The following is a 14652-nucleotide window of genomic DNA, read 5'->3' as shown; positions in this document are numbered from 1 at the left end:
GTTCAGCTTTCCTGACTCTTTTTCTTTTTCGGGGACGGAGTCTGGTCCTTGCGGACCCGTCCCGCCAGATACTCCACGCGCGCATCGAGGTTGCTTCCGGCGAGGTTGCAGCCGGAAAGCTCCTGATACTTGCAGGCAAAATCAAAAATAATCGCCGTCACATCCGGCTTGATGTCCGGCGCTTCCTCACGGACGCAGCGCAGAAAGGAGCTGATCACGCGCGCCAGCTCGCGCCGCCGCCGGGACTCCGGCAGGTCCTCCGTGTACACTTTGCAGCCGTCGAGGTCGATCACACCCCAGTCGGAATAGACGCCGGCCGGGCTTTTCCGGCAGAAAATGTTGCGCAGACTCAGGTCGCCGTGTTCGACGCCCGCACCGTGCATTTTGACCATCAGCGACACTACGCCGGAGACGAATTGCCGGTAGGGATCGCCGAGCGCGAATTCCTTCGCCAGTTTGTCGCAGTAGAACTGCATCGGCGAGGTTCGGGCGGTGATCAGGTAATCGTGATGGGGCAGGCCCCAGCGGACCGTGCGGATCGCGGCGAACACCTCCGGCGTCGGAATTTCGTACTCTTTCAGCCGGATTGCGCCCGCCAGCACCCGCATCGGACGCGGGAGCTTGAAGGAGCGGCGGAACGCCGTCCAGAGCCCCCGGTAGTTGTAACGCTTGACAAAGACATCATCGACCAGCCCGGCGCGGATCTTCTTACGGTTCTTGAAGATATGCGCCGAGGAGTCGTCGAGCCGCTTTGCCGTTTCCATCGGGTCGTGGCCCCGCGACTGCCACTCCCGCTGCACGAGGGCGTCGAGCCCCCGGCGGCGGAGCGGCAGATAAGCGCCGCCGGGTTCGCTGCAGCGCTCCAGGATTCCCGGAATATCCAGTTCCATGATGCGGAGCCTCCCGGTCGGATCAGAGGTTTTCGACCACGAGGTCGCCGACCTCGGTGGTGGAATACCCCATCTTGCCGGCAGCCATCGACTTGAGCTTGTTGCCGGTCACGTACTCGATGCTCTTTTCGATCGCTTTGGCCGCATCCTTTTCGCCAAGGAAGTCGAGCATCATCGCCGCCGCGCCGATCGCCGCGAGCGGGTTGATCACGTTCTTGCCGGTGTACTTGGGGGCGGAGCCGCCGATCGGCTCGAACATGCTGACGCCCTTCGGATTCAGGTTGCCGCCGGAGGCGACGCCCATGCCGCCGGAGGTCATCGCGGCGAGGTCGGTGATGATGTCGCCCATCAGGTTCTCGGTCACGACCACGTCGAACCACTCCGGATTCTTCACCATCCACATCGTGGCCGCGTCCACATGGCAGTAGGCGGTCTTGACGGTCGGGTAATTCTTCGCCATCGCGTTGAAGGCGCGTTCCCACAGCCCGCAGACATAGGTCAGCACGTTGGTCTTGCCGACCAGCGTGAGCTGGGAGGTGTAACCGGCCTTTTTGTCCTCCTCGGAGAGGCCGCGCCACGGATTTTCCTTCGTGTGGCGCTTTTCGGCCAGCTCGAACGCGAACTTCAAACAGCGGTCGACCTGCGAACGCGTGTAGATCCAGTTCTGGCACGCGACTTCCTCGGGGGTGTCGATCTGCACGTTGCCGCCCATGCCGGTGTAGACGCCGCCGGAGTTTTCACGCACGACCACATAGTCGATGTCCTCGGGCTTCTTGTTGGCCAGCGGGGTTTCGACGCCCGGGAAGAGCTTCACGGGGCGCAGGTTGATATACTGGTCGAGGTCGAAGCGCAGCTTCAGCAGGATGCCTTTTTCCAGCACGCCCGGCTTCACGTCCGGGTGGCCGATCGCGCCGAGCAGCACCGCGTCATGACGGGCAAGCTGTTCCTTGGCGTCGGCGGGGAGGGTTTCGCCGGTGGCGAGGTAGTGTGCGCCGCCCCAGTTGTAGTATTCCTTCTCGGTGGTGAAGCCGAACTTCCTGCCGGCGGCGTCGAGGACCTTCACGGCTTCGGCGATCACTTCCGGGCCGGTGCCGTCGCCCGGCAGCACGGCGATTTTATAATTCTTGGACATCTTGTTGTTTCTCCAATCTTCTGGGTTGTGACGAAATCAGTAGCGGCGCTGCTTGCTGTTGGCCAGCACGCGCAGGCGCAGCGCGTTCAGCCGGATGAAGCCTTCGGCGTCCTTGTGGTTGTAGGCGCGGTTGTCCTCAAAGCTGGCGATGTGGTCGTCGTAGAGGCTGTACTCCGAACGGCGGCCGGTCACGTGGCAGGCGCCCTTGAAGAGCTTCACGCGGACTTCGCCGGTCACGAACTTCTGGCTTTCGGTGATCGCGGCCTGGAGCATTTCGCGCTCCGGCGCGTACCAGAAACCGTTGTAGACCATGTCGGCGTAGCGCGGGATGAAGCTGTCGCGCAGGTGCATCACTTCGCGGTCCATCGTGATCTCCTCGAGGCCGCGGTGGGCGAGGTTCAGGATGGTGCCGCCGGGAGTTTCATACACGCCGCGGGACTTCATGCCCACGAAGCGGTTTTCGACGATGTCGACGCGGCCGACGGCGTGGTTCTTGCCGAGCGCATTGAGCTTGCGCATGATGTTCGCCGGGGAGAGTTCCTCGCCGTTGACCTTCTTGGGAATACCCTTTTCAAAGTAGATGATCACGTCTTCCGGGGTGTCGGAGGCCTGGGAAAGCGGCTTGGTCATCACGGCGATCTCTTCCGGGAACTCGTTCCACGGGTCTTCGAGGATGCCGCCCTCGAAGCTGATGTGCAGCAGATTGCGGTCCATGCTGTACGGCTTGGCGGCGGTGGTGGTGACCGGGATGCCGTTCTTCTTCGCGTATTCGACGAGGTCCATGCGGCCCGTGAAATCCCACTCGCGCCACGGGGCGATGATCTTGATGTTCGGCTCCATCGCATAGGCGGTCAGCTCGAAGCGGATCTGGTCGTTGCCCTTGCCGGTCGCGCCGTGGCAGATCGCGTCGGCGCCTTCGGCGCGGGCGATTTCGATCAGGCGCTTGCCGATCAGGGGACGGGCGATGGAGGTGCCGAGCAGGTAGTTGCCTTCGTAGATCGCGTTGGCCTGCATCATCGGGAAGATGAAGTCGCGGGCGAACTCTTCATTCAGGTCCTCGACGTAGCATTTGGTCGCTCCGGTGCGGATCGCCTTGGCTTCAACGCCGTTGAGCTCCTCCTCCTGGCCGACGTCGGCGCAGAAGCCGATCACTTCGGCATTGTACTTTTCTTTGACCCACTTGACGATCACGGAGGTGTCAAGTCCGCCGGAATAGGCGACGATTACTTTCATCTTAAACTCCTTGGGTTGATGAGATAACTGGTATCGGCAGGGTACGGCGAACCGGAACCTGCCGTTATGAAGCCAACGGCAGCGGCAGATGGAAAGAAACTGTTCATCTTCAAAAACTTCCGCTGTATGCTGAAACGGGGCGCCGCAAGAAAGAAAATTTTTTGCGGTTCCGCCGCTTTCAAAACTGAAAAATACATTTATATTAAAATAGCTCAATTTTGATTTTTAACAACTGTCCGGCGCGAAAAAATGCAATGCAATTTCGCTTCGGCGGTTTCTGACTGACGGAAGTGACGGTATGGCGGAAGAATTTTTTCAGCAATTGATCAATTGTATCGCGAAAGAAGGGCGGCGCGCGCCCGGCCATACGGTGACTGCCGAGGTTTATCAGGAGCTGATGCGCGACGCGGAGCGGCCCGCAATGCCTGCCGTCCCGGCCGAGGCTCCGCCGCCGCGTCCAGAGCTGCCGCCGCGCCCGGTGTTTCGGCCGCAGGGGCAGGGGGGCTTCCCGCCGCCGCGCCCGCAGCAGCAGATGCCGCCCGGACCGCAGGCGGCGCCTCCCGCACCGACGCTGCCCGGAGCCGCGCCGTCGTCCGCGGCTTCGGCGGGTTCGCTGGATGAACTGCGGCAGCTGGCGCTGGCCTGCCGCAATTGCCCGCTGGCTCAGGGGCGGCATACGGTGGTTTTCGGCGAAGGCAATCCGGAGGCGCGGCTGATGTTCATCGGCGAAGGCCCCGGCTATCAGGAGGATATGCAGGGACGGCCCTTCGTCGGCCCCGCCGGGCAGCTGCTGACCAAAATGATCCAGGCGATGCAATTCACCCGTGAGGAGGTCTACATCGCGAATATCGTGAAGTGCCGTCCCCCGAACAACCGCAACCCGGAGCCGGACGAGGCGTTCGCGTGCATCGGCTACCTGAAGCGCCAGATCGAGCTGGTGCAGCCGGAGGCGATCGTGCTGCTGGGCGCGGTCGCGGTGAGGTTCCTGCTGGAGCGTCCCGGCGGCATTATGCGGCTGCGCGGCAAGTGGCTGGGATACAACGGGATTCCGGTGATGCCGACTTTCCACCCCTCCTACCTGCTGCGCGATCCTTCCGGCAAAAAGCTGGCGTGGGCGGATCTGCAGATGGTGATGAAGATGTTCGGCAAGGTGTACCAGCCGTCACCGCGGCGTTGACGCCGGGCCGGATTCCGGACGCCGGATGAGTTCCACGGCGATCTGTTCCGGGAAGCCTCCCGGCAGCTCCAGAAGAAATACCTGATGTTCTGGCTGAGTATAGGCCGGGAAGAGGCCGTGGGCGAATGGTATGGTATGACGGCTCGCCTTGTTTCCGCGCCGGGTTCTGATGTCGAGGTCGATGTCATAGGCGACCCGGTTGCGGAGGCGGACCAGAAGCACCGCTTTGCCGCCCGGCTCTCCCTGCAGGCGGAGTTCAAAATCGGGATTGCCGCAGGAAAGGGGCTGCCCGAACGAGCCAAACTCCCCGTCTTCCATCTGCCGCAGGAAAGGCGGCGCTCCGGGCGGAGGCGTCGCCGGATCGACTTCAAAGCAGACCAGCTGGCTGCCGAACCAGTTGGCCCACGCGACCGGGCGGGTATGGCGCCGGGCCAGCTCCGCGCGCATCTTTTCCAAAGCACCGGCGGAGCTGGACGGATCGTGCAGATCGAGCATCACGATATCGCCGGACTGCGGCGCGGCGTTCAAAGAGGCGGTGGGGCGTTCAAACAGCGCATGGGCGCGCAGCCGCTGGGTGGCGATGATCCGGCCGCTTTCCTCCGGCAGGCGGCTGAACAGGTGGCGGAGCACATTGGTCCCGTCCGGCAGGTTGCGGATCCGCTGCCACGGATATTGGCCGAACAGGAAGTAGAGGATCGTTCCGGCCAGCAGCGCGGCGAGGGTCAGCCCTCCGGCACGTGCGGTCCGGTGCCGGGCGGCCGCAATTCCGCGCCCCGGCAGGTTCAGCAGCGGGGCGGGAGTTCCATGATAGACGGCGGCGGTGTTGAGAATGGCGGCCGCCAACAGCAGCGTGGTGATTTCGACGCCGTATTGCATGACCAGATTTTTCAGTTCCGGGGAGCCTTGCAGGCAGACTCCGGCCAGCAGCGGCAGCGCCGCCGCCGCCAGCCGGGGGCGGATCAGGACCGGCAGCCAGACCGGCGCCAGCAGACCCGCCGCGAAGGCGAAATTCTGCCATTGGAATACGGTCCGCCAGAATGCGGCGGGACGCAGGAACGGCGACAGCAGCACCTCCGACGGAGTCGCTCCGAGATTGCCGTAATGGAACATCTGCGTATAGCTGCCGTGTGCGAATAAGTGCGGCATGACTACCGTGGACAGCAGCCAGAAAAACATGACGCAGAACAAGAACAGGCCGATGCCCGCCGCATAGCGGCGTTTCAGCAGCAGATAGACCGCGTAACCGGCCCAGAACACCGCAACGGTCTCCTGAATCAGCAGCGAGAGCAGAAAAAGCGCGGCCATGCCGCCGCGCTGCTTCCGGGCGCGGCAGATGAAAAAGCCGAGCACGGCCGGGATCATGAAATTGATCGGGTGAAAGCCGTAGAAAAGCGCCAGCGGCTGATTGGCGATCACCGGATTCAGCAGGGCGATTGCCGCCCACGACAGCGAAAGTGCCGCGGGCAGCTTCAGGGAACGGGCCAGCGCGTAGCTGAGCGGCGCGGCGGAACCGATCGCGGCCGCATTGATCAGGAAGATCGTATCTGCCTGCGGATAAATGTGCAATGCGGCGCTCATCAGCAGATTGACGGCGGGATTCCAGTGCCCTGCGACGGCGAGGAAATCGGCGAAACTGCGGTTTTCGGCGAAGGCGAGCCGCAAATAGTTTTCCGCATATTCTCCCCAGTCGCTGAAATACAGAAACATGCTGTCATAGGCGCGGCGCTGCAGATAGTACCCCCACAGCACCGCGATCAGGAACAGCGCCGCCGTCAGGTATGGAGCGGCGCGGCGGAAAGCGCCGGAATGGCGTTTCAGCAGGAACTCCGCGGAAAAGACGGCGCCGGCCCGGTAGAACGCAACTCCGGCGGCAGCCGCCGTAAACAGTACGGTCCAATAAGAATCCGGCGCGGCCGGAATGACCGGCAGAGGAAGCAGCAGCGGGAAAAGCATCCGGTTCAGGCGGGCGAGGGTGAGCCGGAAATCGCCGCACTGCCAGGCGATGGCGGGCAGCAGCAGCGCCCCTGCCGCCGGAAACCACCGGAGCAGGGCGGAAGCGGGCAGCGAAAGGCCGTTCAGCCGGTAGTGGACCAGATCCGGCGGCTGGTTCAGGCAGAACAGATAACCGGCGGTGAAAGCGCCGGAAGCGCCGATCAGCAGTGCGAGAAGCAATTCGGGCAGCCATGAAAACGGCGTGGCTGATGTATGCGTATGATTCATGTCCGGCGACTGGCTCCCTGCTGTTTTTCCTAAAATATCCCGCCGGAAAATGGATTGCAAGCCCTGCCGGAGAATTTTGCAGGCGATTCGTGCCGGAAACACTTGAAAAAACGGGAATCCGGGACATATTTTTTAATAAAACAGGAATAAGGAGAAAATCATGTTGAATACAGACGGTATTGTGATTCGCCCGGCAACGGAGGCGGAGCTTCCGCTGCTGGAAGAGCTGGCCCGCCGCATCTGGCCGGATACCTACGGCAAAATCCTGACGCCCGGCCAGATCGATTATATGATTGAGATGATGTATGCGCTGCCGGTGGTGCAAAAAGAGCGGGCCGAAGGAGTCGCTTTCGAGTTGATCCTCGATGGGGAGAAGCCGGTCGGTTTCCTCTCTTACGGACCGTATAAAGCCGAACCGCCGACGATGAAACTGCACAAGCTCTACCTCGACTTCGGTTATCACGGGCGCGGGATCGGTTCGATGGCGCTGCAGCATGCGATCGCGGCGGCGAAACGGGCCGGTTGCCGCTTCCTGCGGCTGAATGTGAACAAAAACAACGCGGCCGCATTGCGCGCCTATCAGAGAAACGGCTTTTATCAGGCCGAAGCGGTCAAGGTCGATATCGGCGGCGGCTATTTCATGGACGACTACGTGATGGAAGTGAAGCTCTGAGCCGGTCGCTTTCCGCCGATCCTTCCCGTGGAAACGCCTCTATCCGGAGTGTCGGAATATCCGCGTCATGCAACTGCGGTAGCGGAATCAGAAAGACGGTTCCGGCCGGGCAGCGGTATGCCGGGCGAAGTCCGTGCGCAAAGGTGATTTCCTGATGACTGTTGCCATGATATATATGCAGATCGACGTCATGGCTGATCGGTGAATCGAGCCGGACCCGCAGGAATTTTCCCTGCCGCGTCGTATCCAGACGCGCGGAAAACGCCGGAGAGTCAATGGGGACCGGAAGCCCGCGCGTGCCGAATTCTTCCGGCGGCATTTGACGCAGGAAGGGAAGTTCGGCCGGTTTCTGTATTTCGTTTTCCACTTTGAACAGTGCGTAATGATGGTTGTACCAGTGAGCGAATGTGACCGGGCGGATGCGGGGATCGGAAGCGATGTGGAAACGGATTTCCTCAAGCTCCCGGCGGGACATGCAGCCGTCGAACAGGTCAACCAGCAGATATTCGCCGGGAACGAATGGAGAGCCGAGCTTCCGGCTGCGGTAGTCGAAAACCAGCTGGGAGCGGATGCGGGCGGAGGCCTGCGCCGGGCTGCCCGGCGGCATGTGGGATTTCAGGAAATTGACCACTTTGTCTGCTTTCGGAAGCTGTGCGATCGGCTCAAAGGAGTATTTGCCGTATTTGGGCACTTTCCCGGTGAAAAAATAGAGAGCCGGTACGCAGAACAGAGCTGCTGCCAGAGCTCCGCAGAGGTGTCGCCGGGAATTCATTTTGAATAACCGGGCGCAATTGCACATCGCGGCCAGAATCAGGATGATATTGAGGTCGACTCCATATTGGAGGACGACATTCTGGACGTCGCGCGTCGACTGGAGGCAGACTCCGGCCAGCAGCGGGAGCGTCGGCAGCAGCAACAGCGGCCGGGTCAGGAGCAGAAAGAAAAACGGCAGCGTCAGACAGAGAAGGAAGTCAAAATTGTTCAGAGCGAATAAGGTGCTCCAAAATACCCGCGGGCGCAGGAATGGGGAGAGCAGAACCTCCCCGATGGAATCACCCAATTGATGGTAGTGGAACATCTGGGTATAGGCTGTCGTTTCCGCCGCCGCCGGTATCACGAATTTGGAAAACAAAAGAAAGAGAAGCACCATGCCGACGGCGAGGATCAGGCCGCTTTTCCAGCGTTTTTGAGCGATCAGCAGCAAAGCGTAGCCGAACCACAGCACGGTCACCGTCTCCTGAACCAGCAGCGTCAGCAGGAAGAAAAGAAGCATTCCCGCCCGGTTGCCGCGCTTTTTGCTGATGAAAAACAGCGTCAGCAGCGAAGGCAGGGCGTTGATCGGATGGTAACCGTAGAACAGCGACAGACTCTGGTTGCTGACGACCGGATTCAGCAGGACCGCCAGAGCGAAGAAAAGAGCGGTCGCAACCGGCAGCTTCAATGTGCGCGCGAACCAGTAGATCAGGGGAACCAGAGAGTAGATCAGCAAACTGTTCAGGAAGAAAATCGTTTCCGGGGCCGGAAAAATTCTGAGCGCAAGCGTCATCACATTGGTCATCAGCGGATTCCAATGACCGCCCGTCACGAAATAGTGGATCAGCGAGCGGTCGGGTTCCCGGATGAGTTTCAGATAATCAGTTGCGTACTCTCCCCAGTCATGGTAAAGCAGATATAAGGCCCGGTAGGCATGGAACTGCATATAACAGCTCCAGGCGACTCCCGCCGCCAGCAGCAGGCAGACCGGAAGCAGGCCGGTTTTCGGAGGCGGGAACAGGGCCGGCGGCGGGGATGGTTCCGCCGCGGCGTTCCGCCCCAGCCGGTAGAAACTCCAGCTCCAGCAGAGCAGGATCAGCAGCAGCGGCAGAAAGGCGGCTGTTTTGAAGGCAAGCAACGGTATGGTGAGCAGCAAGGGCAGCCAGCTGCGGTTGAAAGCTGCCAGCGCGGAAAAATTACCGTGGCGAAGCGGCAGCACGGTGAAAAGCGCGAATCCGCACAAAAGGCCCGCATAACCGGGGAGCGGGCGGGCGGTATCAGGGTAAAAATGAAGTTGTCCGTAGACCGGGTCAAGCGACCGCAGGTCGAACAGATACCTCTGGATGGTCAGACCGGCAATCGCGCTGAACAAAAGCGAAAGGAGCAGCGGAAAAGAGGAACGCATTACCCTGATCACGACAGCTCCTTATGCTTGATTGCAGCCCTGTCAGAGGCTGCGCAGGAAGTAGCGCTTGAAGAAACGTTCCGGGTCCAGCGAACGTTTCGCGTGGCGGAGGCTTTCCTCGTTCATATCCTGTTCGCGGTTCATGAATTTCGCCTTGCCGCGCAGCGCGATCGCGAGCTGCCAGGTCAGCGTCTGCGGCGCACCCTTCACGGTGTGGTCCGCCTTTTCAAAATGCACGTCCACGGTGTCGGAGGGCAGATGGCTGTAGACCGAAAGACCCGCCGGATAGCCCGGTTCCGCGTAAAGGATGATGCCGCCGAGGCCGAGTTCATCGAAGTTCTTCCACGCCCGGTCCAGCGCGAGCGCCTCTTCTTCCAGAAATTCACACGGTTCCAGCCGGGAATTCAGGTCGGCCGCAAGCTTGGCCGCCGCCGGAATTTCCTCTCTGGTGATCTTGCGGACTTCAGCATAGGGCCAGTTGGTCTGAAACTGCTTGACCAGATTGTGCTTCTTGCGCAGCTTCGGGCCGGCGAACGTCGCGATTTTATCGATCGAGTAAAGATAGTCGATTGCGCCCTCGTCGAACTCCAGTTCAAAGAATGCGTCGCAGTCGGAGTGCTTGTCCAGAAACTCCTCCGGGACGTCGTAAATGCCGCCGTCGGTCAGCCCCTCGGCGTTGAATGCGTCGATGATCTCCTTGAGCTCCTCGGGCGTCGTCCATTTGCCGATCGGATAGTGGATGGTGCGCGCATGGCGCTCATAGACCACCAGCCGGTCGCCGGCTTCGACGAATTCGAGGCCGTAGGGCTGCTGGTACATGAAAAGATTCGCGAAACTGCATTCGCAGCTCTGGCTGGCGAGCACGGCCAGTTTTTCATCAAAAAGTTTCCGGTCCTCAAGAGTGACCGGACGCAGGGTGCTGAAGTCGATTTTCATTCTACGTCGTCCAAATACTGTCTTCCTGGAGCATCACGCCGGTTCCTTTGGCCACCGCGTTGAGCGGTTCCTCCGAAACGAACACGGGCAGCCCGGTTTCTTCGGTTAAAAGTTTGTCGAGGCCGGAGAGCATGGCGCCGCCGCCGGCCAGCATGATGCCGCGGTCGATCAGGTCCGCGGCCAGGTCGGGCGGGCACCGTTCCAGCGTGGAACGCACCGCTTCGATGATCGTGGTGATCGGCTCCGACAGCGCCATGCGGATCTCGGCGGCGGTGATCCGGACCGTTTTCGGAACGCGGGAAACCAGGTCGAGACCTTTGACTTCCAGACTTTCCTCATCCTTGACCGGATAGGCGCTGCCGAGACGGATTTTGATCTGTTCCGCGGTGAGTTCGCCGATGGAAAGGTTGTAAACCCGTTTCATGTGCTGGATAATCGCAAGGTCCAGCTCGTCGCCGCCCACTCGCACACTGCGGGCCCCGACGATGCCGGAGAGCGAAATAACCGCCACTTCCGTGGTGCCGCCGCCGATGTCGACGATCATGCTGCCCGCCGGTTCGGCGACGGGCAGACCGACGCCCACCGCGGCCGCCATCGGTTCTTCGACCAGCACCACTTCGCCGGCGCCGGCCCGTTTTGCGCTGTCCTTGACCGCGCGGTTTTCCACTTCGGTAATGCCGGAAGGCACCGCCACCAGCACCCGGGGATGCAGCAGCCGCTTCCGCCACGGAACCGTGCGGATCGCCTTCTGAATGAAGTAGCGCAGCATTTCCTCGGTGATTTCAAAATCGGCGATCACACCGTCTTTCATCGGCCGGATCGCCTTGATGTTGCCGGGACATTTGCCCAGCATGCTTTTGGCTTCACTGCCGACATTGAGCACCTCGCGGGTGCTCTCCTTGATCGCGACGACGGAGGGTTCGTTGAGCACGATGCCCTTGTCACGCACATAAACCAGACAGTTCGCGGTTCCGAGGTCGATGCCGATGTGAGTGGAAAACATTTTTGCCAAGCATTGAGTACTCATTGAACCCCTACCTGAATATTTTAAAAATTATTACTTCTTTTCTGTGAAAAACAAGCTCTCTTCAATCCGTCATTGTATTAATAGACTTTTTTTTTCTGAAAATGCAAGTCGAAACCCGGCTTTATTGCCAAACAAACCCGGAAAAGAGGCCCGAAACGTGCTGTTTCAATTGAATTTGAAACATTTCCATGTTATTTTATAAGGCAAAGGCGCGTAACCTGTAACCTCGAAAGTCGAATGGCCCGAAGAGATATGAATGAGTCCGGATGCAGATGGGAAGATGAGAAGAACGACGGCGAATCCGTTCATACGCTGGATATCCGCACGCAGTTTCCATCGCCGCAGTTTCCGGTGATCCCGGTGCCGCATGACAGCTGGCGCAACGGCATGGCGGTGCGCATGCCGAATCATCTCGGCGATGCGGTGATGGCGCTTCCTGCCCTCGGTCAGCTGCGCCGGATTCTGCCGGAACATTGCGCGCTGTTCGTGATCGCCCCGGTCGGGCAGAAGGCGCTTTATTCCTCGCTGCCGATCGTGGACGGGACCATCCTGCTGGAGCGGATTCACAGCGGCTGGAGCCGGGAGGAGATCCGCAACCTGCGGCGGTTGCGTCTGGGCGTCGGGGTGCTTTTCAACAATTCGCTGCGCGACGCGATGACCATGAAGCTGGCCGGGGTGGGGCGGCTGTACGGCGCGGCGGCCCGCTGCCGTTCGATTTTCCTGACGCGCAGCTTTCATTTTCCGCCCCGTCCGGTGCGGCGTCTGGCCGGAATCCACCAGAGCAACAAGTGCCTGGCGATGGCGCGGGCGATGGGGGCGCCGGAGTGGGACGGTGCGCTGCCGGAATTCGAGCTGGCTCCTCCGGTGGACGAGCTGTTCGGCAATATCACTTCGCTGTGCGAACATCCGAAGCTGCTGACGCTGGCTTCGGGAGCCGCTTACGGAGCGGCCAAGCGGTGGCCGAGCGAATGTTTCCGCGAGGTGGCGCGGCACTGGATCGAAAATGAGGACGGCATCGTGGTGGTGCTCGGCAGCGCTTCCGAAAAGGGAATCGGCGACGAGGTGGTCGAGGGGCTGCGTCCGACCAAGGCGTTCAACCTGTGCGGCAAGACCTGGCTGGCTGAACTGATGCACCTGCTGAAAAATTCGCGGCTCACGGTTGCGAACGACTCCGGAATCATGCACCTGTCGGCGGCGCTGGGGCGTCCCGGAATCGCGGTGTTCGGGCCGACCGACTATACCGCGACGGGGCCGATTTCACCGGCGTGGCGGCTGATGTACCGCAAAATCGACTGCGCTCCCTGTTTCAAGAGGGAGTGCCCGCACCGCAATCCGCGCTGCATCCGGCAGATTACGCCGGAGATGGTGATCGCCGAGATGCGCAAAATCACTACCGGGAACTGAGCGGCCGGATCGCCTTTGGGATTTCGCTCCCAAGGAGCGAAATCCCATTTCTGGGAACTTTGCACAAGGCGTTGGTGTCAGTTCTGTTCCCGGAAACGAAAAAGGGCCGGAGAAGCGTTCCGCTTCCGGCCCTTCGCGGTCGGAATCTTACTTGAAATTCAGCACGCTCGGATCGTATCCTTCGGGGGCTTCGTAGCCGAGCAGCTCGATGCAGGTCGCGGCCAGTGAACTGATGCCGAGGCCGGTTTTCAGCTCGTCGCTGTATTCACCCTTGCTTGCCGGATCGTAGACGATGCACGGCACCGGGTTCAGCGAGTGGCTGGTCTTGCGGGCGGGAGCGCCGTTCTTGTCCAGCTTCAGGTTGCCCTTCTTGTCGTGCTCGTACATATCGTCGGCATTGCCGTGGTCGGCGGAGATCACCAGCACGCCGCCGGCCTTGCGGACCGCTTCGGCGATGCGCGCGACACAGAGGTCCAGCGCGCCCATCGCAACCAGCACCGCATCCATGCTGCCGGTGTGACCGACCATGTCGCCGTTCGGGAAGTTCAGGCGGATCATCCGGAATTTGCCGCTTTCGATCGCTTCGATCACCGCATCGGTGATTTCGGCGGACTTCATCCACGGACGCTGCTCGAAGGGGACCACGTCGGAACGGATTTCCATATAGTTGTCGAGTTTGTCGTCGAACTTGTCGGAGCGGTTGCCGTTGAAGAAGTAGGTCACGTGGCCGTACTTCTGGGTTTCGCTGACCGCGAACTGGTTCACGCCGGTCGCGCAGAGGTATTCATCCATGGTGCGGTCGATTTCCGGCGGATTCACGAGGTAGAGCTTCGGCGCGTGGAGGTCGCCGTCGTACTCCATCATCCCGGCGTACATCACGTCGGGACGGAAGCCGCGGTCGAACTCGTCGAGCTTATCCGCCTCGAACGCCTTGGTGATTTCGAGCGAACGGTCGCCGCGGAAGTTGAAGTAGATCACCGAGTCGTGATCCTTCATCGCGCCCACCGGAGTCTTGCCGTCGTCGGAGATCACGAAGGGCGGCAGGTCCTGGTCGATCGCACCGGTCTTTTTGCGGAGGTCCTCGATCGCCTCATGGGCGGTCTTGTAGAGGTCGCCGTTGCCGTGCACGTGGACTTCCCAACCCTTGCGGACCATGTCCCAATTGGCGTTGTAGCGGTCCATCGTGACGACCATGCGGCCGCCGCCGGAAGCGATCCGGTAGTCGAAGCCCTCTTTGTTGATGTCGGCGAGGAAGGCTTCAAAAGGATCGACGTAGTCCAGCGCGGAGGTTTCCGGCACGTCGCGGCCGTCGAGCAGTGCGTGAATGCGGACGCGCTTGACGCCCTCTTTTTTCGCTTCGAGCACCATCGCTTTCAGGTGGCTGATGTTGCTGTGGACGTTGCCGTCGGAAAAGAGGCCGAGGAAGTGCAGCGTCGAATTGTGTTCCTTCACATTGGCGACCAGTTTCTTCCAGACTTCGCCCTCGAAGAGCTTGCCGGTTTCGACCGCTTCTTCGACCAGCTTCGCTCCCTGCGAGAACACGCGGCCGCAGCCGATCGCGTTGTGGCCGACTTCGCTGTTGCCCATGTCGTCGTCGGAGGGCATGCCGACCGCGGTGCCGTGCGCCTTGAGGCGGGTCATCGGGCACTCTTTCATCAGTTTGTCGAGTTCGGGCGTGTGGGCCGCGAGCACCGCGTCGCCGTCGGCGTACTTGCCGAAACCGACGCCGTCGAGGATGCAGAGCACCACCGGGCCGCGGCGCGGAGTGAATTTCGGGTTCTTCTTCAAAGCTTCAAGCATGA

Annotated in this window: 12 protein-coding genes; 4 read left to right on the top strand and 8 right to left on the bottom strand. The window is 60.8% G+C overall.

All coding sequences use genetic code 11. From position 1 onward, the window contains the following. Positions 1-2 precede the first annotated feature (2 nt). From C8D82_RS16200 to C8D82_RS16190, 3 genes are read right to left on the bottom strand one after another with little or no spacing between them, the layout of a single operon-like run. Positions 3-890: a lipopolysaccharide kinase InaA family protein gene (locus tag C8D82_RS16200; RefSeq protein ID WP_116885334.1), complete on the bottom strand. Its 888-nt coding sequence runs from the start codon at positions 888-890 to the stop codon at positions 3-5. Positions 891-912: 22 nt separating this feature from the next. Continuing rightward, positions 913-2022 carry a 3-isopropylmalate dehydrogenase gene (locus C8D82_RS16195; RefSeq protein ID WP_116885333.1) on the bottom strand — a complete coding sequence of 370 codons (1110 nt, stop codon included), beginning with the start codon at positions 2020-2022 and terminating at the stop codon, positions 913-915. Between the two features lie 36 nt (positions 2023-2058). Next, positions 2059-3255, bottom strand: coding sequence for an argininosuccinate synthase (locus C8D82_RS16190; protein WP_116885332.1), 1197 nt, complete (start codon positions 3253-3255; stop codon positions 2059-2061). 66 nt (positions 3256-3321) lie between these two features. On the opposite strand from C8D82_RS16190, the gene C8D82_RS21345 reads away from it, so the two are divergent. Next, complete coding sequence (locus C8D82_RS21345; protein ID WP_165833133.1) at positions 3322-3477, top strand: hypothetical protein; 156 nt, start codon at positions 3322-3324, stop codon at positions 3475-3477. A 76-nt stretch (positions 3478-3553) separates the two neighbouring features. Next, positions 3554-4432 carry a uracil-DNA glycosylase gene (locus tag C8D82_RS16185; RefSeq protein WP_207776163.1) on the top strand — a complete coding sequence of 293 codons (879 nt, stop codon included), beginning with the start codon at positions 3554-3556 and terminating at the stop codon, positions 4430-4432. Here C8D82_RS16185 and C8D82_RS16180 read toward each other — a convergent pair. Beyond that, on the bottom strand, positions 4418-6652 hold the full coding sequence (locus C8D82_RS16180; protein ID WP_116885331.1) for a DUF2079 domain-containing protein: 2235 nt from the start codon (positions 6650-6652) through the stop codon (positions 4418-4420). The two genes, C8D82_RS16185 and C8D82_RS16180, sit on opposite strands and share 15 nt — an antisense overlap. Positions 6653-6812: 160 nt before the next feature. On the opposite strand from C8D82_RS16180, the gene C8D82_RS16175 reads away from it, so the two are divergent. After that, entirely contained in the window at positions 6813-7325 is a 513-nt protein-coding gene (locus C8D82_RS16175) for a GNAT family N-acetyltransferase (RefSeq protein WP_116885330.1), read from the top strand. Here the strand turns inward: C8D82_RS16175 and C8D82_RS16170 are convergent. From C8D82_RS16170 to C8D82_RS16160, 3 genes are read right to left on the bottom strand one after another with little or no spacing between them, the layout of a single operon-like run. Continuing rightward, positions 7291-9495: a DUF2079 domain-containing protein gene (locus C8D82_RS16170; protein ID WP_133245240.1), complete on the bottom strand. Its 2205-nt coding sequence runs from the start codon at positions 9493-9495 to the stop codon at positions 7291-7293. The genes C8D82_RS16175 and C8D82_RS16170 overlap by 35 nt on opposite strands. A gap of 30 nt (positions 9496-9525) precedes the next feature. Next, positions 9526-10419 (bottom strand): DUF2156 domain-containing protein, encoded by an 894-nt coding sequence (locus C8D82_RS16165; protein WP_116885328.1) that lies wholly within the window; start codon positions 10417-10419, stop codon positions 9526-9528. A 1-nt stretch (position 10420) separates the two neighbouring features. Then, complete coding sequence (locus C8D82_RS16160) at positions 10421-11422, bottom strand: rod shape-determining protein (protein ID WP_133245242.1); 1002 nt, start codon at positions 11420-11422, stop codon at positions 10421-10423. Positions 11423-11698: 276 nt separating this feature from the next. Between C8D82_RS16160 and waaF the strand changes: the two genes are divergently transcribed. Next, a complete protein-coding gene (gene waaF, locus C8D82_RS16155; protein ID WP_165833132.1) occupies positions 11699-12850 on the top strand; it encodes a lipopolysaccharide heptosyltransferase II in 1152 nt (383 codons plus the stop codon). Between the two features lie 147 nt (positions 12851-12997). On the opposite strand, the gene gpmI is transcribed toward waaF, so the two are convergent. Next, a complete protein-coding gene (gene gpmI, locus C8D82_RS16150; RefSeq protein ID WP_116885325.1) occupies positions 12998-14650 on the bottom strand; it encodes a 2,3-bisphosphoglycerate-independent phosphoglycerate mutase in 1653 nt (550 codons plus the stop codon). Positions 14651-14652 lie beyond the last annotated feature (2 nt).

The organism is Victivallis vadensis (assembly GCF_003096415.1).
GTDB lineage: Bacteria > Verrucomicrobiota > Lentisphaeria > Victivallales > Victivallaceae > Victivallis > Victivallis vadensis.
This window is presented reverse-complemented; position numbering and strand designations above follow the sequence as displayed.

Bases quoted from the DNA above. Each gene is read 5' to 3' on its own strand.
- C8D82_RS16200 (WP_116885334.1), bottom strand. From the start codon at position 890: ATGGAACTGGATATTCCGGGAATCCTGGAGCGCTGCAGCGAACCCGGC.
- C8D82_RS16195 (WP_116885333.1), bottom strand. From the start codon at position 2,022: ATGTCCAAGAATTATAAAATCGCCGTGCTGCCGGGCGACGGCACCGGC.
- C8D82_RS16190 (WP_116885332.1), bottom strand. From the start codon at position 3,255: ATGAAAGTAATCGTCGCCTATTCCGGCGGACTTGACACCTCCGTGATC.
- C8D82_RS21345 (WP_165833133.1), top strand. From the start codon at position 3,322: ATGAAGCCAACGGCAGCGGCAGATGGAAAGAAACTGTTCATCTTCAAA.
- C8D82_RS16185 (WP_207776163.1), top strand. From the start codon at position 3,554: ATGGCGGAAGAATTTTTTCAGCAATTGATCAATTGTATCGCGAAAGAA.
- C8D82_RS16180 (WP_116885331.1), bottom strand. From the start codon at position 6,652: ATGAATCATACGCATACATCAGCCACGCCGTTTTCATGGCTGCCCGAA.
- C8D82_RS16175 (WP_116885330.1), top strand. From the start codon at position 6,813: ATGTTGAATACAGACGGTATTGTGATTCGCCCGGCAACGGAGGCGGAG.
- C8D82_RS16165 (WP_116885328.1), bottom strand. From the start codon at position 10,419: ATGAAAATCGACTTCAGCACCCTGCGTCCGGTCACTCTTGAGGACCGG.
- C8D82_RS16160 (WP_133245242.1), bottom strand. From the start codon at position 11,422: ATGTTTTCCACTCACATCGGCATCGACCTCGGAACCGCGAACTGTCTG.
- waaF (WP_165833132.1), top strand. From the start codon at position 11,699: ATGAATGAGTCCGGATGCAGATGGGAAGATGAGAAGAACGACGGCGAA.
- gpmI (WP_116885325.1), bottom strand. From the start codon at position 14,650: ATGCTTGAAGCTTTGAAGAAGAACCCGAAATTCACTCCGCGCCGCGGC.